The organism is Xenorhabdus budapestensis (assembly GCF_017743015.1).
GTDB classification, from domain to species: domain Bacteria; phylum Pseudomonadota; class Gammaproteobacteria; order Enterobacterales; family Enterobacteriaceae; genus Xenorhabdus; species Xenorhabdus budapestensis.
On sequence record NZ_CP072455.1, the window covers coordinates 4247289 to 4270986 of the forward strand.

The 23698-nt window shown below is 38.7% G+C and carries 20 protein-coding genes and 3 pseudogenes; 16 read left to right on the plus strand and 7 right to left on the minus strand.

Annotation, left to right across the window (positions count from 1 at the left end; translation table 11 throughout):
• Positions 1–40: 40 nt before the first annotated feature.
• On the minus strand, positions 41–478 hold the full coding sequence (locus HGO23_RS18860) for a DUF805 domain-containing protein (protein WP_099136517.1): 438 nt from the start codon (positions 476–478) through the stop codon (positions 41–43).
• Between the two features lie 79 nt (positions 479–557).
• Between HGO23_RS18860 and HGO23_RS18865 the strand changes: the two genes are divergently transcribed.
• Together HGO23_RS18865 and tpiA are read left to right on the plus strand one after the other, a co-directional pair.
• Positions 558–1178, plus strand: coding sequence for a DUF1454 family protein (locus HGO23_RS18865; protein ID WP_099136516.1), 621 nt, complete (start codon positions 558–560; stop codon positions 1176–1178).
• Positions 1179–1311: 133 nt separating this feature from the next.
• Positions 1312–2079: a triose-phosphate isomerase gene (gene tpiA / locus HGO23_RS18870; protein ID WP_209027476.1), complete on the plus strand. Its 768-nt coding sequence runs from the start codon at positions 1312–1314 to the stop codon at positions 2077–2079.
• An 83-nt stretch (positions 2080–2162) separates the two neighbouring features.
• On the opposite strand, the gene HGO23_RS18875 is transcribed toward tpiA, so the two are convergent.
• The 5 genes from HGO23_RS18875 to HGO23_RS18895 all read right to left on the minus strand — a co-directional run bounded on the left by HGO23_RS18875 (position 2163) and on the right by HGO23_RS18895 (position 7241).
• Positions 2163–3146 carry a sulfate ABC transporter substrate-binding protein gene (locus HGO23_RS18875; RefSeq protein WP_244967974.1) on the minus strand — a complete coding sequence of 328 codons (984 nt, stop codon included), beginning with the start codon at positions 3144–3146 and terminating at the stop codon, positions 2163–2165.
• Positions 3147–3414: 268 nt separating this feature from the next.
• On the minus strand, positions 3415–4392 hold the full coding sequence (gene pfkA / locus HGO23_RS18880; protein WP_099136513.1) for a 6-phosphofructokinase: 978 nt from the start codon (positions 4390–4392) through the stop codon (positions 3415–3417).
• A gap of 418 nt (positions 4393–4810) precedes the next feature.
• Entirely contained in the window at positions 4811–5755 is a 945-nt protein-coding gene (locus HGO23_RS18885; RefSeq protein WP_099136512.1) for a phosphatidate cytidylyltransferase, read from the minus strand.
• Complete coding sequence (locus HGO23_RS18890; protein WP_099136511.1) at positions 5752–6393, minus strand: lysophospholipid acyltransferase family protein; 642 nt, start codon at positions 6391–6393, stop codon at positions 5752–5754. Before HGO23_RS18890 ends, HGO23_RS18885 begins: the two co-directional genes overlap by 4 nt.
• A 362-nt stretch (positions 6394–6755) precedes the next feature.
• Positions 6756–7241: a Spy/CpxP family protein refolding chaperone gene (locus HGO23_RS18895; protein ID WP_099136510.1), complete on the minus strand. Its 486-nt coding sequence runs from the start codon at positions 7239–7241 to the stop codon at positions 6756–6758.
• Between the two features lie 153 nt (positions 7242–7394).
• Between HGO23_RS18895 and cpxR the strand changes: the two genes are divergently transcribed.
• The 14 genes and pseudogenes from cpxR (at position 7395) to HGO23_RS18965 (ending at position 22761) form a co-directional block, all read left to right on the plus strand.
• Positions 7395–8087 carry an envelope stress response regulator transcription factor CpxR gene (gene cpxR, locus HGO23_RS18900; protein WP_047682683.1) on the plus strand — a complete coding sequence of 231 codons (693 nt, stop codon included), beginning with the start codon at positions 7395–7397 and terminating at the stop codon, positions 8085–8087.
• Positions 8084–9454 carry an envelope stress sensor histidine kinase CpxA gene (gene cpxA, locus HGO23_RS18905; protein ID WP_209027477.1) on the plus strand — a complete coding sequence of 457 codons (1371 nt, stop codon included), beginning with the start codon at positions 8084–8086 and terminating at the stop codon, positions 9452–9454. Before cpxR ends, cpxA begins: the two co-directional genes overlap by 4 nt.
• A gap of 591 nt (positions 9455–10045) precedes the next feature.
• Positions 10046–11023 carry an FAD-binding oxidoreductase gene (locus HGO23_RS18910; RefSeq protein WP_209027478.1) on the plus strand — a complete coding sequence of 326 codons (978 nt, stop codon included), beginning with the start codon at positions 10046–10048 and terminating at the stop codon, positions 11021–11023.
• Between the two features lie 11 nt (positions 11024–11034).
• Positions 11035–11808 (plus strand): glucose-1-phosphate cytidylyltransferase, encoded by a 774-nt coding sequence (gene rfbF / locus HGO23_RS18915; protein ID WP_209027479.1) that lies wholly within the window; start codon positions 11035–11037, stop codon positions 11806–11808.
• 5 nt (positions 11809–11813) lie between these two features.
• Positions 11814–12887 (plus strand): CDP-glucose 4,6-dehydratase, encoded by a 1074-nt coding sequence (gene rfbG / locus HGO23_RS18920; RefSeq protein WP_209027480.1) that lies wholly within the window; start codon positions 11814–11816, stop codon positions 12885–12887.
• Positions 12888–13029: 142 nt separating this feature from the next.
• The gene (gene rfbH / locus HGO23_RS18925) at positions 13030–14343 is read left to right on the plus strand and encodes a lipopolysaccharide biosynthesis protein RfbH (protein ID WP_209027481.1); all 1314 of its coding nucleotides are present in this window, start codon (positions 13030–13032) and stop codon (positions 14341–14343) included.
• Positions 14344–14375: 32 nt separating this feature from the next.
• A complete protein-coding gene (locus HGO23_RS18930) occupies positions 14376–15233 on the plus strand; it encodes an NAD-dependent epimerase/dehydratase family protein (protein ID WP_209027482.1) in 858 nt (285 codons plus the stop codon).
• Positions 15230–16246: a GDP-mannose 4,6-dehydratase gene (locus HGO23_RS18935; protein WP_209027483.1), complete on the plus strand. Its 1017-nt coding sequence runs from the start codon at positions 15230–15232 to the stop codon at positions 16244–16246. The genes HGO23_RS18930 and HGO23_RS18935 overlap by 4 nt, the downstream gene beginning before the upstream one ends.
• A gap of 91 nt (positions 16247–16337) precedes the next feature.
• A pseudogene (locus tag HGO23_RS18940) lies at positions 16338–16975 on the plus strand (IS1 family transposase).
• A gap of 65 nt (positions 16976–17040) precedes the next feature.
• A pseudogene (locus tag HGO23_RS18945) lies at positions 17041–17713 on the plus strand (IS1 family transposase).
• 305 nt (positions 17714–18018) lie between these two features.
• Entirely contained in the window at positions 18019–19308 is a 1290-nt protein-coding gene (locus HGO23_RS18950; RefSeq protein ID WP_209027484.1) for an MATE family efflux transporter, read from the plus strand.
• Positions 19305–20306 (plus strand): glycosyltransferase family 2 protein, encoded by a 1002-nt coding sequence (locus tag HGO23_RS18955; RefSeq protein ID WP_209027485.1) that lies wholly within the window; start codon positions 19305–19307, stop codon positions 20304–20306. The genes HGO23_RS18950 and HGO23_RS18955 overlap by 4 nt, the downstream gene beginning before the upstream one ends.
• 412 nt (positions 20307–20718) lie before the next feature.
• Positions 20719–20988, plus strand: a pseudogene (locus tag HGO23_RS18960) (DUF4277 domain-containing protein); the annotation flags it as partial.
• Positions 20989–21513: 525 nt separating this feature from the next.
• Positions 21514–22761, plus strand: coding sequence for an O-antigen ligase family protein (locus tag HGO23_RS18965; RefSeq protein WP_209027486.1), 1248 nt, complete (start codon positions 21514–21516; stop codon positions 22759–22761).
• A 185-nt stretch (positions 22762–22946) separates the two neighbouring features.
• Here the strand turns inward: HGO23_RS18965 and HGO23_RS18970 are convergent.
• Positions 22947–23659, minus strand: a protein-coding gene (locus tag HGO23_RS18970) for an IS1 family transposase (RefSeq protein WP_209027487.1) whose coding sequence is annotated in 2 segments (ribosomal slippage) — positions 22947–23413 and positions 23413–23659 — 714 coding nt in all. Because the reading frame shifts where the segments join, the coding sequence is not laid out codon by codon here.
• Positions 23660–23698 lie beyond the last annotated feature (39 nt).

A 23698-nucleotide genomic window follows, 5' to 3' on the forward strand; every position in this document is an offset into this window, starting at 1 on the left:
GTATATAAATTTATTAGATATATACAGTTAATCAACGTTTTTATACCGGATTGTCAGCAGAAATGTGATCAACTCTTTCTGCCGATTCGCCAAAACGGTTTGGCCCTTTTGTTCCACGAAATACACCGCAATCCAGTATAATCATGACAAAAATCAGTGTCGGAATAAAACGGCCAATCCCCCATTGCCAGATCGGTGCCATTGCGCTCCAATCAAGGGAAAGCAACACCCAGGCCAATGCTGGCAGTAACGTCCATCCACCACGTTTATTGCGGTCATGCAGACGTTTCGAAAAAATTGCTGCTGTCGGATACAATATCAAGGCCGTGCCTACCGCTGCATAATTCATGGGGAGAACATTCATTCCATGCAGAGTCAGGAGTATAAAAATCAGAGCGAAGCAGATACCGATTCCGACCCAAAATTCCCGTCGCCCAATGCGACCTTTGAATGAGAATCCCCATTGTTGTAATGTCATGTACTCTTTTCCAATTGTGGATGCTGTTTTTCTGCTATTTACACTTTATTTCCGCGCTTGACACTCGGCGAGTAACAACATGAAAACAGGCATAAATAAACTTCTGGTGACAATATTAATCGCTTTTGGCATCGGTTTACCATTCTCAACCGCTGCGGGTGAGCCTTCTGTCACATCAGATATACGCCCGCAACTAATGTATCTCTTGCCAGATTCCCCGGCTTTTGAAGATACCATCCCGACATTCCGGGAAAAATACAATAAAAAACACCCTGAAACTCTTCTGCATGAATATAAGGTCATTGCGAGCAAAGATATATCACTGCCTTTTATCCGCGCCGCCAGTAAAATCAATGAAAAAATCTACTCCTCAGCCGTGCTGGAGAGAGGTAATGAGAAAATCAAAAGCCTGCAAATTACATTACTGCCATCCCAAAATGAGCAGGAAAAAGAACAGAACCTTTTGCTGACCAAACAGTATATCGTTGCCCTGATCGGCCAATTTGAACCAACACTTTCTCCAGAACAAATTAAAGAGCAAATGGAGAAATTTCTTAAGATGGCAGAAAAGCAGTCATTTTACAGTCGGAAAATGGGAGCAATACGCTATATTATCGTAAACAGCAGCGAAAATATAATGACCTTCGCTATTGAACCGATTAAGCTATCGCTATCTGACGTGCCAGTAAATGAAAATTAGTGACATAGCGCAGAGCTATTCTGGCCGATGATCTTTATACTGTCGGCCTTCCACTTAAATGGTATGAAACCATTCATTGAAGAATATTAATTCAGTTCGCAATTTAATTATTTTCTGGTTGGAGGGAAAAAATATGCGACATCCATTAGTTATGGGTAACTGGAAGCTCAATGGCAGTACCCACATGGTTAACGACCTGATTGCAGGCCTGCGTAAAGAATTGAGCAACGTTGACGGCTGTGACGTCGCTATCGCACCACCAACTGTGTATGTTTCTCTGGCAAAAAATGCACTGGCCGGCAGCCGTATCGCTCTGGGTGCACAAGATGTTGGCGTTAATCTTTCTGGTGCATTCACAGGCGAAACATCCGCAGAAATGCTGAAAGATGTGGGCGCAAAATATATTATCATCGGCCACTCTGAACGCCGCACTTACCACAAAGAAAGCGATGAGTTCATTGCAAAAAAATTTGCTGTCCTGAAAGAACAAGGTCTTATCCCGGTTCTGTGCATTGGTGAAACCGAACAAGAAAACGAGGCTGGCCAGACTGAAGCAGTATGTGCACGCCAAATTGATGCTGTTCTTAACACATTGGGAGCAGAAGCTTTCGAAGGTACAGTTATTGCTTACGAGCCAGTTTGGGCAATCGGAACCGGCAAATCAGCAACACCTGCGCAAGCCCAAGCTGTCCATAAATTCATTCGTGACCACATCGCTAAACAAGATGCAGCCATTGCTGAGCAAGTTATCATCCAATACGGCGGCTCTGTTAATGCTGGCAACGCGGCTGAATTGTTTACCCAACCAGATATCGACGGTGCTCTGGTTGGTGGTGCATCACTGAAAGCTGATGCTTTTGCTATTATCGTGAAAGCAGCTGCGGAAGCGAAAAAGGCATAATACGCCTCAAACAGTTACAAAATAACCGCCACCAAGTTATCTGGTAGCGGTTATTCTTCCAATTTTACTTCTTCTAACCATTATTAGCGCCGGATAATCTCATCAAATATGCCACCAGTAACAAAATGCTCCTTCTGTGCTTTTTTCCAGCCACCAAATACCTCATCAATTGTGAATAATTTCAACTCAGGGAAAACAGTACGGTACTTTTCTGCAATGGCTTTATCGCGGGGACGATAATAATTTTTTGCGGCAATTTCCTGTCCAATCGGTGAATAAAGGTATTTCAGATATTCAGTTGCCAATTCGCGTGTACCCCGTTTATCAACGACTTTATCGACAACAGCCACCGTTGGCTCTGCCAGAATAGAAATGCCTGGAGTGATAATTTCGAATTTTCCTTTACCTTCCTTATCTAAAGCATTAATCGCCAGCAATGCTTCATTTTCCCATGCAATCAGTACATCGCCGATCCCGCGTTCAACAAAAGTATTGGTTGCTCCACGAGCACCAGAATCCAATACTTCAACATTTTTATACAACGCTTTCACAAACGCCTTTGCCTTAGCTTGATCCTGATTGTTGTGCACCAAGCTATATCCCCAGGCAGCCAGATAGTTCCAACGTGCACCACCGGATGTTTTGGGATTCGGCGTTACAACAGAAACATCAGGACGGATCAAGTCTGACCAATCTTTAATCTGTTTGGGATTCCCCTTTCTCACCAGAAAAACAATCGTTGATGTGTAAGGCGCGGAATTATCCGGTAAACGCTGGAGCCAGTTTTTGGCAATGCTGCCGCGCTCTGCGATCGCATCCACATCATATGCTAACGCCAATGTCACGACATCTGCCTGAAGTCCATTAATCACTGAAGTTGCCTGCTTGCCTGAACCGCCATGCGATTGTCGGATCGTCACCTGTTTCCCGGTTTTCTGCTGCCAATATTGACTGAATGCCTGATTATATTGCTGATACAACTCACGCGTCGGATCATAAGAAACATTCAAGAGTTGCACATCTTTCGCCCACGACTCTCCTCCTGTCAGCATGATCAGCAATAACATTATCAGGGCAGAATACCTTTTCGTACTCCAGTTCATTATCTTCCATTTCATAACCTCCCATTGCGTAATCATCGTAAAATGCTCTCCTAAATTATTTATGATCTTCTCCATAAAAACTGACAGAAAGCGTTCTGACGCAGAAATAATTTAAAATTTCCACTTATTCACAACAGGAATATGACGAACTAACAAAAAGAACAGCCATATAGACATCATATGGCTGTATCTGAAAAATGAACTTATTAGTAAGGAAGAAGAACAGCCGGAGTCAGTAGAGTTTTTTCGCTGTTTCCAGCCAATCTTTCTTGAAGATACGCTGCATATTTTGCACCGCATCAATAATATCATGATGGACAAGTTTCTCATTCTGGATACCAACACAGCGGCCTCCATAACCCTCCAATAACAACTGGACAGAATAAGCACCCATACGTGATGCCAGAATGCGGTCATAAGCCACTGGCGCACCGCCACGCTGAATATGCCCTAATACCGTTGCCCGAGTTTCATGGCGTGTTTCTGTTTCTATATATTTTGCCAGCTCATCTACATCACAAACATATTCAGTAATAGCGACAATGGCATGACGCTTGCCTTTCTGGATGCCGACTTTAATTTCTGCTAACAATTCTTCACGATCAAAAGGAACCTCACGTTCAGGCAGGACAATAAACTCACATCCACCAGCAATCGCTGCGGATAGTGTCAGATCACCACAATAGCGCCCCATTACCTCAACAATAGAGATACGTTTGTGGGAAGTTGAGGTATCGCGCAGACGATCAATAGCTTCAACAATCGTCTCCAGTGCCGTAAAATAACCGATAGTATAATCTGTTCCCGCCACATCATTGTCGATCGTACCGGGCAGACCGATACATGGGAAACCTGCCTCAGTCAGCTTTTTCGCTCCCAGATAAGAACCATCACCACCAATCACCACCAGCGCATCAATTTCACTTTTGCGCATGTTTTCTATAGCAATTTCCCGCACCTTATCATCTCTGAACTCAGGAAAACGCGCTGATCCTAAAAACGTTCCACCACGATTAATCATATCGGAAACGCTAAAACGATCGAGCTTCTTCATCCTGTTTTCATACAACCCCAGATAGCCATCATAAATACCATAAACTTCTAACCCATCGGTTAAAGCGGCCCGAACAACTCCACGAATAGCGGCGTTCATACCCGGAGCATCTCCGCCACTCGTTAAGACTCCGATTCTTTTAATCTTGTTGATCATGATGACCTCTGATTTTATAGGTGTAATATTTGCCAATCTGCTAACTGCCTTCCCTGACGGGAAGATTTATGGTGGTTTTACCAAACCTGATTGTCACTTCAATAGCTGAATTGATTCAACAGCGCCCATGATACGGAAAAACACTCAGTCTGCATTAATATTTTGTCTACTTTTTGACGATTTTTTGATTATGAATAAATTCTCCCATCAATCCCAACAATTTTTACGTGCCACTGGCACAATAGGCAAGGATCCTGGTGAATAATAATATCGGCACTGAAACACTTATCACGCAAAAATTTTTTCAATCAACAATACACAGTCCAGTACTGTCGCAGCCAATGCAGCAATACTGAACAATAAATCATAATTTATGTTTATCGGCGACAGCCCTTAGGATGATTCAGGATGGTCTATTTCAGGTATAAAAATAGCGCGTTAGATGGAAAAAGATAGGAGCAGAGAAACAAAGAGAATCGATTCTATCCAGCATACCTCCGTGACCTTCAATAATTTCACCGAAGTCTTTCACTCCGCTGTCACGCTTAATTGCAGACATACATAACCCACCAATAAATCCCATCAGTGTAATAGCCAATGACATCAGTCCGGCTTCCCACGGAGAAAATGGCGTCACCCAATACAGTGACATCCCCAGCAATACCGAAGCCAAAATGCCGCCAATAAACCCTTCAACCGTTTTTTTGGGGCTTAATTTCGGCACAATTGGCCGCTTACCAAATAATTTCCCGAACACGTACTGCCAAACATCGGACATCTGCACCACGATCATCAGGAACAACAACAACTCAATATTTTGACCTTGATACTCAGGAATATCCAACATCAACAAAGCGGGCGCATGACTAATGGCAAATACAGTGACCAACATACCCCACTGAATTTTTGCGGTGCGTTCCAGAAAACGAGTGGTATCACCGACCACAGCAATGCGGGCAGGTAAAAACAGAAATACGTAAACAGGGATAAATACTGAAAACAGCTCATACCATTCCATGCCCACCAAAACATACTGCACAGGTATAAAGCAGAAGAAGCACCAGAATAAAGCCTCATGGTCACTACGGCGAGTCGGAGTTAAAGTGATAAATTCGCGCAGGGCAAAAAAAGACATAACAGCAAATAATATAACTGACCCGACAGGCCCAACAACCACAGCCAGTACACAGACGATACACATCATCCACCAGCCACGAATACGGGCATTCAGGTTATCGATAGTCGCATTATGCTTTTCCCCCGCATAATGGAATGACAAAACCCCACCAATTACGCTGGCAATAATTAATGCACCAAATATACCGCCAAACAACAGCATCAAATTATAGCCTAACCCCGTCATAACACTAACTCCTCCAATGCAGCCTGGGCACGTTGCAAGAATGCGGCTTTACTTTCATTCTCAACCAATTTATCTAATGGCTGACCGAATCTGGCCGAACAAATAATTGGCACCAGCAATATCTTTCCCTTTGGTAAAACGCGATTTAAATTTTCCAGATAAACCGGAACGAGTTCAGCATCAGGATACTTACGGGCCAAATAATACAAGCCACTCTTGAATGGATTGATTTGTTCACCATCTCCGCGAGTCCCTTCTGGAAAGAAAATCAAAGATTCTCTTCGCGCCAGAATTCCCTCCAACGGCGCAAGAACTTCTTCTTTGTGAGTATTCTCACCTTGGCGCTCGATTAAAACTGCACAAAATATCTTATACATCAGATAGCGACGTAGACGGGTTTTATCCCAATAATCACGGGCCGCAACTGGATGAACCAGATGACGCAACGCCGAAGGAAGCCCGGACCAAATTACTAATCCGTCAAGGTGGCTGGTGTGATTAGCATAATAAATACGACTTTTGGTCGAAGGTTGGCAACCTATCCATCGCACCCGCACACCAGTCAAGATACGACATAGGCCCGACAACATCGCCCCCATGCATTTTGACAGGAAGCTAATTTTATGAGTTTTTTTCATACAGGGTATCCCTATCCCTATTTATTTTTATGTAGAGTAACAGTGATAAGATTTTTTTAATTAATGGCTTGCAAGAAGGTAAGATAATCAAGATTGTTTGAGATAACAACAGGCCTATAGCTTATTCAGGTATAACAGCGCTTTAGATAGCCTATACATGATGCGTAAACAGCTAATAAATTCAAATAAATCCAGTAAATCCGCAAACAATTTCTCATAAGTTGTCAGTAGGAAAACAACTTATGATATACCCTATGTAAAGACAAAAAAAAGCCCCGAAACGGGGCTGAAAGACAGGGATGGTGTCTATGGCAAGGAAAATCGTTATTGATGTTACTTCACGTCACATAGATATAACAGAATCAATTTAACTCCCGGATAATTCGCGCTTTATAACACTTTTGGAGCTGTTCTTCTTGCTCCGATGTCAGCAATTGATACATTTGATGACGAATACGCGCAATTTCTACACTGAGATCAATATTCTGCTTTGCTACTTTTTCAAGCTGCGTTCTTACCGCAGCTTCATCAAAATTCTTTGCAGTCAGAAGATCATACATCTTCCAACGCTCTGCCTGTATGTCTGCCCTTACTTGATCATGCAGATGCCGTTTTTTGACTAAATCCCACATCTGCTGTCGTTGCTGTTCAGTTAATGTAATTCCCCCAAAGACACAACTATAGTTATAGTTACGTTGGTAATAACCAGAATCACCCTTGTCGTATGGCAGGCAAAACAGCGAGGAATCAGCCTCGGAGGCATTATACGCATCAGCAATTTCAGCTAAGGCCATTGCCGTTCCAAACACAGACATTGACGCTAAAGCTAATGTTGCTATTTTACGCATTTAATAATTCCTCGCTTTATCGAATAGCACTATTCGATTCAGTGCAGGTAATATAGCCTTATGGCTGCAAACTAGCGTCAGAGCATGTAAAAGTACGTAAAGTCATGGAATAGCAAAATTTGTTATCGTATTTTGCTCTTGGAGGAATAATGAATGCATAAGATATTATTAGTTGATGATGACCGCGAACTAACATCTTTGTTAAAAGAACTACTAGAAATGGAAGGATTCAGTGTAGTGATCGCCCATGATGGTGAACAGGCATTACAATTTATCGATTCTTCAATTGACCTATTACTACTGGATATCATGATGCCACGCAAAAACGGCATCGAGACATTGAAGGAGCTACGTCAATACCACCAAACTCCCGTTATTATGTTAACGGCTCGAGGAAGCGATTTAGACCGCGTTCTGGGGCTAGAATTGGGAGCAGATGATTACTTACCTAAGCCTTTTAACGATCGTGAACTGGTAGCCCGTATACGTGCGATTTTGCGTCGTTCCAACTGGAACGAACAACAAGCTGACAACGGTACACCTGTGCTCGAAGTCGATAAACTGCAACTCAATCCAGGGCGCCAGGAAGCCAGCTTCGATGGCAATATTCTGGATTTAACCGGAACAGAATTCACACTTCTCTACTTACTGGCTCAACATTTGGGGCAAGTTGTTTCCCGTGAACATTTAAGTCAAGAAGTATTAGGAAAACGACTAACACCTTTTGATAGAGCCATAGACATGCATATTTCTAACCTTCGTCGTAAATTACCCAACCGGACTGATGAGTTACCTTGGTTTAAAACGTTACGTGGACGCGGATATTTAATGGTTTCAGCGAAATGATCAATAGCCTAACAGCCCGCATATTTGCCATTTTCTGGCTAACGCTGGCGCTCGTTTTGATGGTCGCGCTAATGGTGCCTAAACTGGATTCAAGGCAATTAACCCCACTATTAGACAGTGAATATCAACAAGGCAACCAGATAGCCAGACATATTGGAGAAGAATTAACTCGCTATCCACCCAATGATCTATTCTGGTGGCTAAGGCTAGATCGTGCCATTGCACAATGGGCACCACCAGAGCAATTCTTATATCTCGCTACTGCTGAAGGGCGTGTCGTTGGTCATGAGAAAAATTTTATGCAGGTTGTTCGCAATTTCCTCGGCCAATCTGACAATACAGACCATCCTAAAAAGAAAAAATATGGTCGTATAGAAATACTTGGGCCATTTTCAATACGTGATGGCGGAGATTATTATCACCTCTACCAGCTTCGGCCAGCAGGCAGCCCACAATCAGATTTTATTAATTTGATGTTTGATCGCCCTTTCCTGCTACCTGCGGCGACCATGTTAATAAGTGCACCTCTACTCCTATGGCTGGCATGGAGTTTAGCAAAACCTGCCCGTAAGTTAAAAAACGCGGCAGATGAAGTGGCAAAAGGTAACTTAAGACAGCATCCTGAGCTGGAGTCAGGCCCACAAGAATTTCTGGCTGCTGGCAGCAGCTTCAACCAGATGATTAGTGCATTAGAAAGAATGGTAACCGCCCAACAACGGCTAATATCCGATATTTCGCACGAATTACGCACCCCCCTTACCCGTTTACAACTTGCGACAGCATTACTACGCCGCCGCCATGGAGAAAGCAAAGAACTGGAGCGCATTGAAACAGAAACCCAGCGCCTGGATGGCATGATTAATGACCTTTTAATACTTTCCCGCAACCAGCATAAAAATGAACTACTGCGTGAAAACATCAAAGCCAGCGAGATATGGAATGACATATTGGAGAATGCCAAATTTGAAGTCGAGCAGATGAACAAAACGCTGGATATCGTTTCTCCCCCTGGTTCCTGGACTATTTACTGCAACCCGGCAGTACTTGGTAGTGCACTGGAAAACATTGTCCGCAACGCCCTTCGCTATTCCAGCAACCATATCGCCGTTACATTTAAAGCTGATAATCATGGCGTGACGATTACAGTTGATGATGATGGCCCTGGAGTCAACCCTGAAGACCGTGAACATATCTTCCGCCCATTTTATCGGACAGACGAAGCGAGGGATAGAGAATCAGGCGGAACTGGGTTGGGGTTAGCGATAGTTGAAACCGCAGTGGAACAACATCGAGGCTGGGTGAAAGCAGAAGATAGTCCTTTAGGGGGGCTACGGTTGGTGATTTGGTTACCGTTGCACGGGAGGTAGATAGATGGCGTCTTGACCGAAATTTAGTTAATAACAGTATGTAATAATTTAAAAAAAAAGACTATTATGCTTGACCTTGAGGCATTGAGAATCTACTCTCGTCGCGGGTTAATGAAAATTACTCATATAGTTATTTACATTTAGAGAAAAATACCTATATATCAAATAGATAAAAAACACGATTAATAATAGGCATTCTGGGAGCCGTAACCTAGTGCGGTAGCTTTAATCAAACATAAGAAATATATCTTTTAAACGCTCCTTTCCAAATTCTGCATCAATCCTAAAATCAGCTGAAAAACTTAAAAATGAAAATTCTGGTTACTGGTGGAGCTGGTTTCATAGGCTCTGTATTCTCTGCATTGATTCCATCAAAATCATTTGAACTTATACTATCTTCTTGAAGTTTCATTCCTAAACACCATGCCAATTCTTATTCATTTACAAGAAAATATAAAATTCAATAAGTTAAAGTCTGGCAATATGAAATAATGAAAAGCTTGTAATTGACTGGTTTTAGAAATAACTCTTCAACTTTCAGCTAAAGACCAAACTGTCTCTGCATTAAAAAATACAATATATTGAGTAAATATGACCACAATAGTTAAATTATCTCCCTCTCAAATTACATTCAGAGCAATAAAAAGTAAAACAATTCTGGAGTCGGCTCTTGAGTCTGATGTAGTACTAGAGTATAGCTGCAAGAGTGGTTCGTGCGGTATGTGTGAATCAGTTTTGATTACAGGGGAAGTATCCGATAAACAAGAGAATATCTATAAAGCTGGTCAGCGTTTTCTAGCTTGCCAATGTAAGCCTACCTCTGATGAACTTACTATAGAAGCTGAGTATTACCCAGAACTTGCTGAGATAATGCAAAAGATTGTTCCCTGCAAAGTTAGCTCAACCGATATAACAGCAGATGAATATATAATCATCAAATTTAGGCTTCCACCCTCCGCATCTTTTGCATTCTTACCTGGTCAATACATCAATTTGCATTATCAGGGGATAGTACGTAGTTATTCCATCGCAAACTCTAATGCTCAAGATGGGATTGAATTACACATTCGCCGTGTAAACCGTGGGGCTATGAGTGGACTCCTGTTTAATAATTTGTCTACAAACACTTTAATGAGACTAGAAGGGCCGCTAGGGACTTTTTTTGTCAGAGAAGATATACGCCCCATTATTTTTCTTGCTGGCGGTACTGGGTTTGCTCCTGTTAAATCTATGGTTGAAAAACTTATTCAACAAGATTCCAAACGCGATATTCACATCTATTGGGGAATGCACAATGGCTCAGGTTTTTACTCAGACCTCCCGATGGAATGGGCAAATAAATACGAAAATATACACTATGTGCCCGTTGTATCTGGTGAAGATTCACTATGGTCAGGTAGAAAGGGATTCGTACATAATGCAGTAGTAGAGGACTATCATAATCTCTCAACATTTGCTGTATACGCTTGTGGTTCCCCTACAATGATTGCAGCAGCAAAAGCTGATTTTATAAAAAAAGGATTATCTGGGAAGCACTTCTTCTCCGATGCATTTACCGAGTCTAAATAAATGAGGAAATAATGAAGGCTGTAATTCTTGCCGGGGGGCTAGGTACTCGTCTAAGCGAAGAAACTATCGTAAAACCAAAACCAATGGTAGAAATTGGTGGAAAACCTATTTTGTGGCATATCATGAAAATGTATTCTGCTCATGGTATCAACGATTTTATTATCTGCTGTGGTTACAAGGGATATGTTATTAAAGAGTATTTTGCTAACTATTTCCTACATATGTCTGACGTGACTTTCCATATGGCAGAAAATAGAATGGAAGTACATGAGAAACGGGCAGAGCCTTGGAATGTAACTCTGGTTGACACTGGAGATTCTTCTATGACTGGTGGCCGCCTAAAACGAGTAGCTGAGTATGTAAAAAACGATGATGCTTTTCTGTTTACCTATGGCGATGGTGTTGCCGATGTGGATATCCGAGGTACTATAGATTTTCATCATAGTCATGGGAAATTAGCTACCCTTACTGCAACTTTCCCTCCAGGACGATTTGGAGCACTTGATATCCAAAATAGACAAATCCGTTCTTTCAAAGAAAAACCTAAAGGAGACGGAGCCATGATCAATGGTGGTTTCTTTGTACTCAATCCTAAGGTAATTGATCTTATCGATAACGATGCCTCTACTTGGGAACAGGAACCTTTGGTGACTTTGGCAGAACAAGGGGAGTTAATGGCATATGAACATACGGGATTTTGGCAACCGATGGATACTCTGCGTGATAAGCATCATCTCGAAGAATTATGGGAAAAAGAGCAAGCTCCTTGGAAAATTTGGGAGTAAACATTGTGATTGATGTGAACTTCTGGAGTGGAAAGCGTGTCTTCCTTACTGGTCATACCGGCTTTAAAGGCGGTTGGCTTTCCTTGTGGCTTGAAGAGATGGGGGCGGTTGTCCGTGGTTATTCACTTCCAGCACCAACTGAACCAAACTTATTTGAAGCAGCAAGCGTTTATAAAGGATTACTTTCTGAAGAGGGGGATATCCGCGATTTCTTCCATCTCCGTCAAGCCATAGATGATTTTAAGCCTGAAATAGTATTCCATATGGCTGCCCAACCCTTAGTAAGACTTTCTTACGATAATCCGGTTGAAACTTATTCCACCAATGTAATGGGTACTGTCTATCTACTGGAAGCCATCAAACAGGTTGAAGGAATTAAAGCTGTTGTAAATATTACCAGTGATAAATGCTACGAAAATAAAGAATGGGTTTGGGGATATCGTGAAAATGAAGCAATGGGTGGCTACGATCCTTACTCCAATAGTAAAGGATGTGCAGAGTTAGTAGCTTCAGCCTATCGTAGCTCTTTCTTTAATCCCAAAGATTATGCACATCATGGAGTTGCTTTGGCCTCAGCTCGTGCTGGTAATGTTATTGGTGGTGGCGATTGGGCCAAAGATCGACTGATCCCAGATATCTTACGTTCTTTTCAGAATAACGAACCAGTAGTCATCCGTAATCCGTACTCTATTCGCCCGTGGCAACACGTATTAGAACCACTTTCAGGTTATCTGCTGCTGGCTCAGCATCTTTATAAAGATGGTAGTATCTTTGCCGAGGGATGGAACTTTGGCCCCAATGATAATGACGCCAAACCAGTTCAGTTTATTGTTGAAACCATGACCCAATTATGGGGAGAAAGTGCAACCTGGCAACTTGATGGTACAGAGCACCCACATGAGGCTCATTATCTCAAACTAGATTGCTCAAAAGCTAAAACGAGGATTAATTGGTATCCACGTTGGAATTTAGTCAATACACTAGAACGTATCGTCAACTGGCATAAGGCATGGTTATCAGGTGAAGATATGCGTGAAGTTTCACTTCGCGAAATTCGTGATTATATGGCAGCACAATAAGATAACTTTGTTACGGTTATGTCCATAGATCCAATACATAAAATGTATGACTTTTAAATAAATCACTTCTAGTCGTCACATACTTCCTTTTTATATTGCCGACTAAAACAAGTAATACATTAGATTGACAGGAAATGAATGAATGAGTGCTCAAGCATTACGTGAACAAATCGCCTCACTGGTTGCCCAGTATGCAGAAGAGGCAATGGCGCCTAAGCCTTTTGTAGCAGGTACTAGTGTAGTACCACCTTCTGGTAAAGTAATCGGCTCCCGAGAACTGCAACTAATGGTTGAAGCATCATTAGATGGTTGGCTGACTACTGGACGCTTCAATAATGCCTTTGAGAAGAAGTTGGGGGAGTATATTGGTGTACCTCATGTACTGACAACAACCTCAGGTTCATCTGCTAACCTGTTAGCGTTAACTGCCCTGACATCTCATAAACTGGGAGAACGAGCACTGAGACCAGGGGATGAAGTCATCACTGTAGCCGCAGGTTTTCCAACAACTGTCAATCCATCTATTCAGAACGGTCTTATTCCTGTCTTTGTCGATGTGGATATCCCAACCTACAATATTGATCCAACACTAATTGAAGCAGCTGTAACTGACAAAACTAAAGCGATCATGGTTGCTCATACTTTGGGTAATCCATTTAATTTGGCTGAAGTACGCCGCATCGCTGATAAGTATAACTTATGGCTAATTGAAGACTGCTGCGATGCACTGGGCACCCGCTATGATGGCAAAATGGTTGGAACATTCGGTGATATTGGTACCGTAAGCTTCTACCCTGCACACCATATTACTATGGGTGAAGGTGGAGCGGTGTTTACTAAGTCAGCTAAATTAAAAACGATCATTGAATCTTTCCGCGACTGGGGCCGTGACTGCTACTGTGCGCCAGGTTGTGATAACACCTGTGGTAAACGTTTTGGTCAGCAACTGGGGTCATTGCCTCATGGTTATGATCACAAGTACACTTATTCTCATCTCGGTTACAACTTGAAGATCACCGATATGCAGGCTGCCTGTGGTCTGGCTCAATTGGAGCGCGTTGAAGAGTTTGTTGAGCAACGCAAAGCTAATTTCACTTATTTGAAAACAGGTTTGGAAAACTGCACCGAGTTCCTTGAATTACCTGAAGCAACCGAAAATTCAGAACCTTCTTGGTTTGGTTTCCCTATCACATTAAAAGAAACCAGTGGAATTAACCGTGTTGAACTTCTCAAGTTCTTGGACGAAGCCAAAATCGGTACACGTTTGTTGTTTGCCGGAAATCTGACTCGCCAACCTTATTTTGCTAACCGCGAGTATCGTGTGGTTGGTGAGTTGACTAATACCGACCGTATCATGCATCAAACTTTCTGGATTGGTATTTATCCTGGCTTGACTAAAGACCACTTGGATCATGTCATTGCTAAGTTTGAAGAGTTCTTTGGTGTCAGCTTTTAAGTTAGGATAGGGGGAGCTTCCCCCATTTACTCATGCGTATATTAATCACTGGAATTAGTGGCTACTTAGGTAGTCAATTAGCTAATACTTTTATCTCAGAACACAAAGTAGCTGGCACTATTCGAACAAACTCCTCTCTGGCTCGGCTCCCCTATGTTGATAAAGTTCAATTAATCAATCTTGATGACGAGCAATGGTATGATTCCATCCAAGGTTTTAATCCTGATGTTGTCATTAATACAGCGGCACTTTATGGTCGTAAAAATGAGTCGTTCCAAGATATTGTTAATGCAAATATCACATTTCCGATAATGTTGCTCGAATGCCTAGGAAAGGAAAGAGCATATACCTTTATTAATTGTGGTACATCTCTTCCTCCAGAGGTAAGTACATACGCATTGACAAAAAATCAATTTGTTGATTTAGCAAAAAACTTAACCTCAGCAAGTTTGTGTAAATTTATTAATGTCCGACTAGAGCACTTCTTTGGTCCATCTGATGATATTACTAAGTTTACGACTTATGTTTTTTACCAATGTATATATAATCTTCCTCTCAAATTGACAGAAGGGACTCAATTAAGAGATTTTATTTATATCAAAGACTTGATAGGCGCTTTTCAAATTTTGATATCTAATATGGATAAAATTGAAAAGAGTCAAAATTTAGATATAGGTTCTGGTTTAGCAATTCCAATAAGAACATTCGTAGAAACCATTGCAAAAAAAACAGGCAGCAAATCTAAGATTGAATTTGGTACTCTTCCTATGCGGGATAATGAGTTGATGCATAGTTGTGCAAATATAGAAATCTTATCTTCGCTAGGATGGAATCCTCTATTTTCACTAGAAGAAGCTGTTAACGATATGCTTAAAAAGGAAATAATATGAAATTATTAATCACAGGTGGCTGTGGTTTCTTGGGTAGTAATCTAGCTTCCCATGCACTTAAATTAGGCATGGACGTAATAGTTTTTGATAATTTATCACGCCATGGCTCAATCGATAACCTTAACTGGTTGCTGTCTCAAGGTAATTTAACATTTGTACACGGTGATATACGCAATAAAAATGATGTTTCTCATGTTATCAAAAATTATTTACCCGACAGCATCTTTCACCTAGCTGGTCAGGTTGCTATGACGACTTCAATCAATAATCCACAAATGGATTTTGATGTTAATGTTGGTGGAACATTTAATTTATTAGAAGCTATTCGGCTGTATAACTCTAATTGTAGTATTGTCTATTCCTCTACAAATAAAGTTTATGGTGATTTGGAACAATACACATATCGTGAAACCAAGACCCGCTATGAATGTGTAGAAAAACCAGATGGATTTGATGAATCAATTCAATTAAACTTTCATTCTCCTTATGGCTGCTCTAAAGGAGCTGCTGACCAATACATGCTAGATTATGCACGAATTTTTGGATTGAAAACAGCAGTATTTCGTCACTCATCCATGTATGGTGGTCGCCAATTTGCAACTTATGATCAAGGATGGATAGGCTGGTTTTGCCAAAAAGCTCTGGAAACTAAGAGAGGAACTAAAAAACCATTTACTATTTCTGGAAATGGAAAGCAAGTTCGCGATGTTCTGCATGCAGCGGATATGATTGACTTGTATTTTTCAGCACTTTACAAAATAGATTATATTGCAGGGCAGTGCTTTAACATTGGAGGAGGTATAAATAATTCTCTATCACTTTTAGAATTATTTATTCTATTAGAGAAGTATACAGGGGTAGAATTACAATATACTAATCTTCCTGTAAGAGAGAGTGATCAAAAAATCTTTGTCTCTGATATAACAAAAATAAAAAAAATCATTCAATGGCAACCTTCTGTTTCAAAAGTAGAGGGAATTAAAAATATGGTTGAATGGTGTGAAACGATATAATTGTTTATCATTAATAATTAAATAATCACACTACAACCAAAGAAAAATGGGTCATGTTACCAATAGTTAGATTCCTGTACTAAACACTAATATTTTAGTGAGTGAAATAAGGCTAAGTTACTGTCATAAACCTGATGAGGTAAAAGGCTCTGGTAAAGGAAATGGCGGTCATCCCTATATCCATTGTTATTCTTGTCGGAAGACATTTCAGTTGGAATACACTTGTCGCGCATGTCTTGAAATTTGGCATTAATATAGTCATCCGAACATTAAAATCTATAGTCTCCCGTCAGAAACGTGACTTATCTTCCTCTAAAGGGAAACGATATCCCACTGATTTGCGAAATAGACGAACAGGGGTCATTTGTAAGTCATAAGAAGAATCAACGCTGACTTTGGTATGTATAGGAACCGTGTCTCAAACATGTTGTTGCCCGTGTATTTGGTAACCATAACCATAGCCGAGAAACTTTAAACAAACTCCTTGAGTTATTATCGCCATTTGAAATCAGGTTTTATTGTACAGGGAATTATCCTGCCTATGAACGTCTCCCTGAGGAGAAACATCTGAGTGGAAAGTCATTGACTCAACAAATAGGAAGAACCAATCTCACTCACCGTATACGCATCAAGCGGCTGAATAGAAAAACACTCAGTTATTCCAAATCAGGAGAGAGGCATAACAAAGTTATAGAGACTATCATTGAACGTGAGTATGGTGTTTTATAGAGATCTAACTATTGGAAGCGCAATCGGTTTTTAGGTCGTGATATCAATTTATTGAATCATGTAGAATATGCCTATTTGGAGAACATTCAGATAGCAAAATTGATGTGGCCTGCCCATCTTGTTGTGCAATTAGAGGATTCATTGCAATGGGCGTTCCCTTTCTGGTCATCAACGTTATCTTTGCCAGTCCTGCCGCCATTCTTGGCAACTGGAATTCACTTATGCCTCCTGTCGCCCCAGTACATATGTCGATATGGCTATGAATGGAATGGGATGTCGGGCGACAGCACGTATCATGGGCATTGGCCTTAATACCGTTCTTCGCCATTTAAAAAACTGAAACCCAAATTGGTCACGGAAGCCATTGTTCCTTGTACCGAGGTGATTGTCTGCTATGAAATGGATGAGCAGTGGCCATACGTAAAATCAAAGAATCAACCTCGTTGGCTCTTTTATGCCTACGATAGGATAAGACGAAAAGTGATCGTCCATGTTTTTGGAACAAAAACAAAGAAGACACTGATGCGTCTGATGGCGTTATTTGCCCCTTTCAAGGTTGTGATTTATATGACTGATAGTTGGAAAAGTTATGAGGCAGCGCTGGCAGGGAAGTTACACGTGGTTAACAAGCGCTATACTCAACGTATGGAGATAAATAACCTAAATCTACGCCAACATTTAGCAAAGTTGACTCGCAAAACCTTGTCTTTTTCAAGATCTATTGAAATGCATAACTGAGTCATAGGGTATCATCTGAATATTCATCATTATCAATAAATTGAGAACATAACCGGATTAAGTATTCTGTTTTTATGAAAGATCTCATAGAATATATGAAAGAATGTTTTCCTTATACTAATACTCAAATAAAATTTGGTATATTGCCTCATCGTAATAATGAAATAATGGATTCATTTTCAGATACTTCTTCATTATCTGCGTTGGGCTGGCATCCGAAATTTGATTATAAAAAAGGTATAAAACTATGGTTGGCATAGTATGACTAATAAAAATCCAAAATTCTATTTAAGAAGGCTCTAATATTGCTAAAAATACCAAATCACCTTATTGTAGCGAGCTCGTCTTGGCTTTCAAAAATAATTATCGCAGGTGTTCAAATTCTTAGCATTTCTTATTTGATGCCATTATTAGGTGAAGATGAATATGCTGTATTTAGTCTGCTTACAGGGCTTTTAGTATGGTGTAGCATTGTTGATTTAGGAGTTGGAAATAGCTTACAAAACTATATTTCAGAATCTAGAGCTAAGAATGAAAACTATGATAGTTATATAAAATCATCATTACACATTATAGCTGTATCTTTCATATTATTTTTCTTTTTTTTCTATTTATTTTCTAACATACTAGCCTCATTTTATCTATCCTCCTTCGATCATTTAATAAATGGCGAAAGTGGGAATCTATTTTTCACTGCAAGTATAATATTTAGCACAATTAGTATAGGAACTGTTGCCTATAAAATATTATTTGCTGAATTAATTGGATGGAAAGCTAATTTATACAATGCAATGTCTTATTTAATCGGCTTTCTTGGTATTACAGTTGTTCATAAATATAATATAAATACTGATATAAATAATTCGTTGATAATTCTCTATGCGCCTGTTGGATTAATCTCCTTATCATATATTTCATATAGATACCTTAAATTAATTAATGTAAGAACAACCTGGCAAAGCCATTTACTAATACTAAAACGTTCAATTGGATTTCTCATATTCTCGTTTTTGTCTATTTTAGTTTTACAAGCTGATTATATTGTAATCTCTCAAAAGCTTTCAGCTTCTGATATTGTAATATATACAGTTACAATGAAAATTTTTGGTTTAGTGTTTTTCATTTATAGTGCTGTATTACAAGCGTTATGGCCCATTTGTGCTGAACTTAGAATCAAGCATCAGTGGGCTAAATTAAACAAAATGATTTTCGTTAATATAATTTTTGGTATGACATTTATATGTATCAGTACATTATTCATTTATTTCTTCAAAGAAAAAATAATAAGTATAATATCTAAAGAAATAAATTATAATCTTGATGCAAGTGTATATGCCATTATAGCTCTATATTTTTGTATTAGAGTTTGGTGTGATACTTATGCAATGCTACTTCAAAGTATGAACTCACTAAAAATTTTATGGTTTTTTGTTCCATGTCAAGCTGTAATAAGTGGAACTGCACAATGGTACTTATCTGAGTACCTAGGAGTCAGTGGTATTCTGTTAGGACTAACTCTATCATTTATCTTGACAGTATGTTGGGGACTCCCTATAGCCTATATCAATAAAGTTAAAAAGGTAGTTTTGATATGAAAATTTCGTTTTGCATACCTACTTATAACAGAGCACGATTTTTAGAAGAATTACTCGAAAGTATTGCAAATCAATCCAATCATTCATTAGATATTGAAGTCTGCATATCAGACAATGCCTCCACTGATGGGACGAGTGATATGATCGCTATCTGGGGAAAAAAATTTAATTTCCCAATAAAATATCACTGCCACGATAATAATATTGGCCCAGATAGAAATTATCTTTCTGCTATAAATATGGGAACTGGAGATTACTGTTGGATATTTGGTAGTGATGATATGTTAGAAATTGGAGCACTTGCACAAATACAAGATTTACTTTTCGAAGAACATGATATTTATTTGTGCGACAGAAAAGAAATGGATATTACGATGAGTATTGTCAGAAACTCTCATCGTAAGTGGTTATCATGTGGAAGTTCTACATTTTTAATTAATGATAATAAAGATTTAATAAATTATCTCAACAAGTGTCAATCTATTGGTGGAGTTTTTAGCTATTTGAGCTCTATTATAGTAAAAAAAGAAAAATGGAATACAATTGAATTTGACGAAAGCTATGTAGGTACAGCATATTCACATGTTTATATTCTTCTTAGAATTCTTAATCATAAAGGAACTATATTAAAATATATATCTTCTCCCCTGGTTTTGTGCAGAGGTGATAATGATTTTTTTGTAAGTTCAGGTATGGCAAAAAGAATTAAAATAGATTTTATAGGTTATTTGAAATTATCTAATGATCTTTATACAGAATCCTGCTCGATAACTCAAGCGTTGCATGGTGTATTACTAAGAGAAAGACCTTGGTTATATACATCATTAGCAATGGCTTGTTATGGTAATCAAGAAGATAAACGACATTTATTATATTATTATGAAGAAATGGGATATAGTAAATTTTTGACAGAATTTATATTTCTTTGGGGAGGGCTTGCTAGATATTTAAAAAATTCTGGCAAACTCAAGTCCTTTATACGAAAGATTAAATTATAAATATTATAGTGATTCCCGTTTATTAAAATAATTTAGCTAATAGACAAAATAATTTTTTATTAGTATTGACATAGCGGTGGGAATAATAACGTAAAATATTATTAGGCTATTTTTTCTCTTATTTTATTATTCTATCATTTGAAAACACTGCCTTTCTCTTTAGAAAAGAAAATATACTTCAGACAATGGAGCCTTATAGATATTAATATGGTGTCTTTATACATGTATTTAAATTACACACAGAAAAATAAAATGCATTTAATATCAATACAATAATATAACCCTCATTCCGCACCCAATTTCTAATTTAAAAAGAGTGTGATCTTCATCTTTTTTTAACACTTGTTCTATTGATGAGATTGACGGTGATCTCAAGTTTTGATCTATTATTTTTATTTACCGGAAAATAAACATGTCTATGCCTGAGCCCGTCATCAAACGCCTTGATCACCTTAGTCTTATTGCGGCTTTTTGCCATGAAATCGGTTTACCCCGTATGATTGATGCCATGATGCCCAAATATTCTGGCCATGCCGTCTCCCATGGTGATGTTTTTCTGGCAAGGCTCCTCAACGGGTTAGGTTTTCACAGCCGAACGCTCCACATGTTTTCCGGCTTTTTCAAGCATAAACCACTTGGCCGTTTAATTGGTCCAGGCATAGTATTTTTGAATTTCAATAACATAGGATGGTCACAGGGATGCAATCGTACCACCATGAACTTCTGGACATATTGGGGAAATTATTATGCGAATCTAAGAAAGCAAGAAAAATAAATTTCCTAATGAGGATTATACAACGACTGCTTGGTCCTAATAAATATGTTTCTTTGTGTAAATATTTTGCTTTTTTAAGCTCAATACACCAACAAAGATTCATGCTAAATGAATATAAGCAATCAGATGTAATTTCAGATAATCGTGCTCATTTAAAAAGATAATCCTCAATTGAATACCAGAACTGAGATGTAAAAGGAATGATACGCAGAAGCTCAGCAATGCTGAATATAAAAAAATGAAAAAACGGATACGTTCTTGTATGTGAAAGTTACAACACCGACCAGAACGAGTCATCAGTTATTTCAACTCGAGGCTTATCAAATATGCAGCTTAGTCGATATATTTCCCTACTTGGTTAATAGTAAAAATATAGTTTATCAAAAGGGTGCTAGTGAACAGTTACCTAATAAATTTACAGGATTATCTGAAATGAGTGTACTCTCTATTAAATACTCATCATTTGTAATTTTTATTTATGCAATTGGAAGTCAATTTACAGATGTTACTATTGGGGTTTTGAAATTATGGGAGTTACTCATTTTATTTATTTTTCCATTGATAATACGTAAATCCCATAAGGAGTTCATTCCACTGATAGTATTTTTTACTTTCCTATTATCCCTTTCTTTTATTGCTGCATTTTATCCAACATCTGCATATTCAAATTATAGCGGATTAAAATCAAAGTATATTATATCATTAGCTAGATTTATAGAAATAATGCTTTGCATTTCAAGTGCAATAGTAATAATGAATTTAGTTACGAATAAAAAGGAAAGTGGACGCTCACTTATATCAAAATTCATTAGTTATAACTTTTACTTATCATTATTAATACTTATTATCTTTTGTGTTGACATAGCCATAGGTACTGACTTTGTTAGTTATGGGACAATGCATAGACTGAAGGGCTTTTATGTAGAAGGTGGTCCTTATGGTCTTTTCATAAGTACATTGCTTTTTTTAGAGCTGATTGGAAACAGGAGGATTATATATATACTAACATTCTCATTAATTATGGGATTATCACAATCAAAATCTGGAATAGTATCTCTTTCAGTTTTCTTAACTGTTTATTTCATGATGAAAAACAAAATTCTTAGAAGCTTTTTAATACCAAGAAACTTTATAAAATTTTCTTTTTTTATAGTATTTAGCTTGTTAGTATCATCATATACAATTTATAAAGTAGCTTACAATTATATAGCAGACATAAATAATTATAGAGAAATATTAAAAGAAAGACATGATGACAATAGTTTTGTCATGGGAAGAATAGCTGCATCATATATAGGACCTAAGATTTTTGCGGATAATCCAATAATAGGAGTTGGCTTAGGAGCTTATTCGTTAGTAAGAAATGACGCAAAATATCGCAGTGAATTTCCAGAAGTTGAAGGATGGGATTTGACAGGTTTGGGAGGGATGTTAACTCTTCTGATAGAAAATGGAATTTTTGGTTTTTTAGGATTTATCTTCATAATAGCTAGGCTGTTTAGATTTGATATTATTGGTGTTATATTTATTGCTTTATTTTTTATTCCATTCATTTTAGGTGCTCAATTATATATGTTTTATCCTTGGGTTTATCTCGGGTTTTACATGACAATAAAATATAAAGATAATGTAAATAAAAATCCATCACTGATAACTACTCCCGCGAGTGAGTGTATTTAAACACAAATTATTTTCCCACTATAAATTATTTAACTGATGACAATTGTTTATTTAGTTGTTCTCTTAAGACTCACAATACTAAAACTATATATTTGTTACTTGCAATAATTTTCATACTGAATTTTGAATAATGTATCACGAAGCCATATTTTTGGATTGTATACCCGCCGTCATTGAAGATACGGTCATGACTCCAAAGCGTTGTAATGATGTTTTTCAATATATGCACCAATCAGCTTTTCGTGGACTTCTATCGAACGTGAATAACAAATTGTTTTTCTTGCCAATCGTTTGATATGAATACGCAGATTGAGATTATGCCGCTCAATGCGTTGAGTAAAAATTTTTCCCACTAAATGCTTTTCAGACTCAATTTCTCGGGTGTAACTCCCCCAGTCATCCGTCGTGATGAAACGAATGCTAAAAGGGGTCAGTAAGTCGAGCAATTTGCGGCAGGTTGCATCGGTTCGCGGACCGAATACATGGGCTATGACCTGTTTTCTTTTTGTATCAAACGCATACCAAAGCCAGTGGCGTTGTTTTTTGTTGCCCACAAAAGACCATTGTTCATCTAATTCACAGATGAGAGTCACATCTTCGTAAACGGCCTGTCTCGTTGTTACTTGTTTTGGCGAGAGTTTTTTAAAGTGCGTATTACCGTATTGATACCGACACCTAAAACGCGGCCAGTGTCTCTCACACCAGAGCCATTCATTGCCATATCAACAATTTTCTCTTTCATGTCAGGTTTATGGCCATTGTAACGATAGTTAAGTTGAAAGGTTTTCCGGCAATCCTTGCAATAATAGCGCGGGAAGCCTGCTTTACCTGTCCCGTGTTTACGTACAGGTTCGGTTTGACCGCAATATCGGCAAACAACTTCTATCTTGACAGTCACATGTGGGTTCCACTAAAAAAACACAAGAATATCAAATTA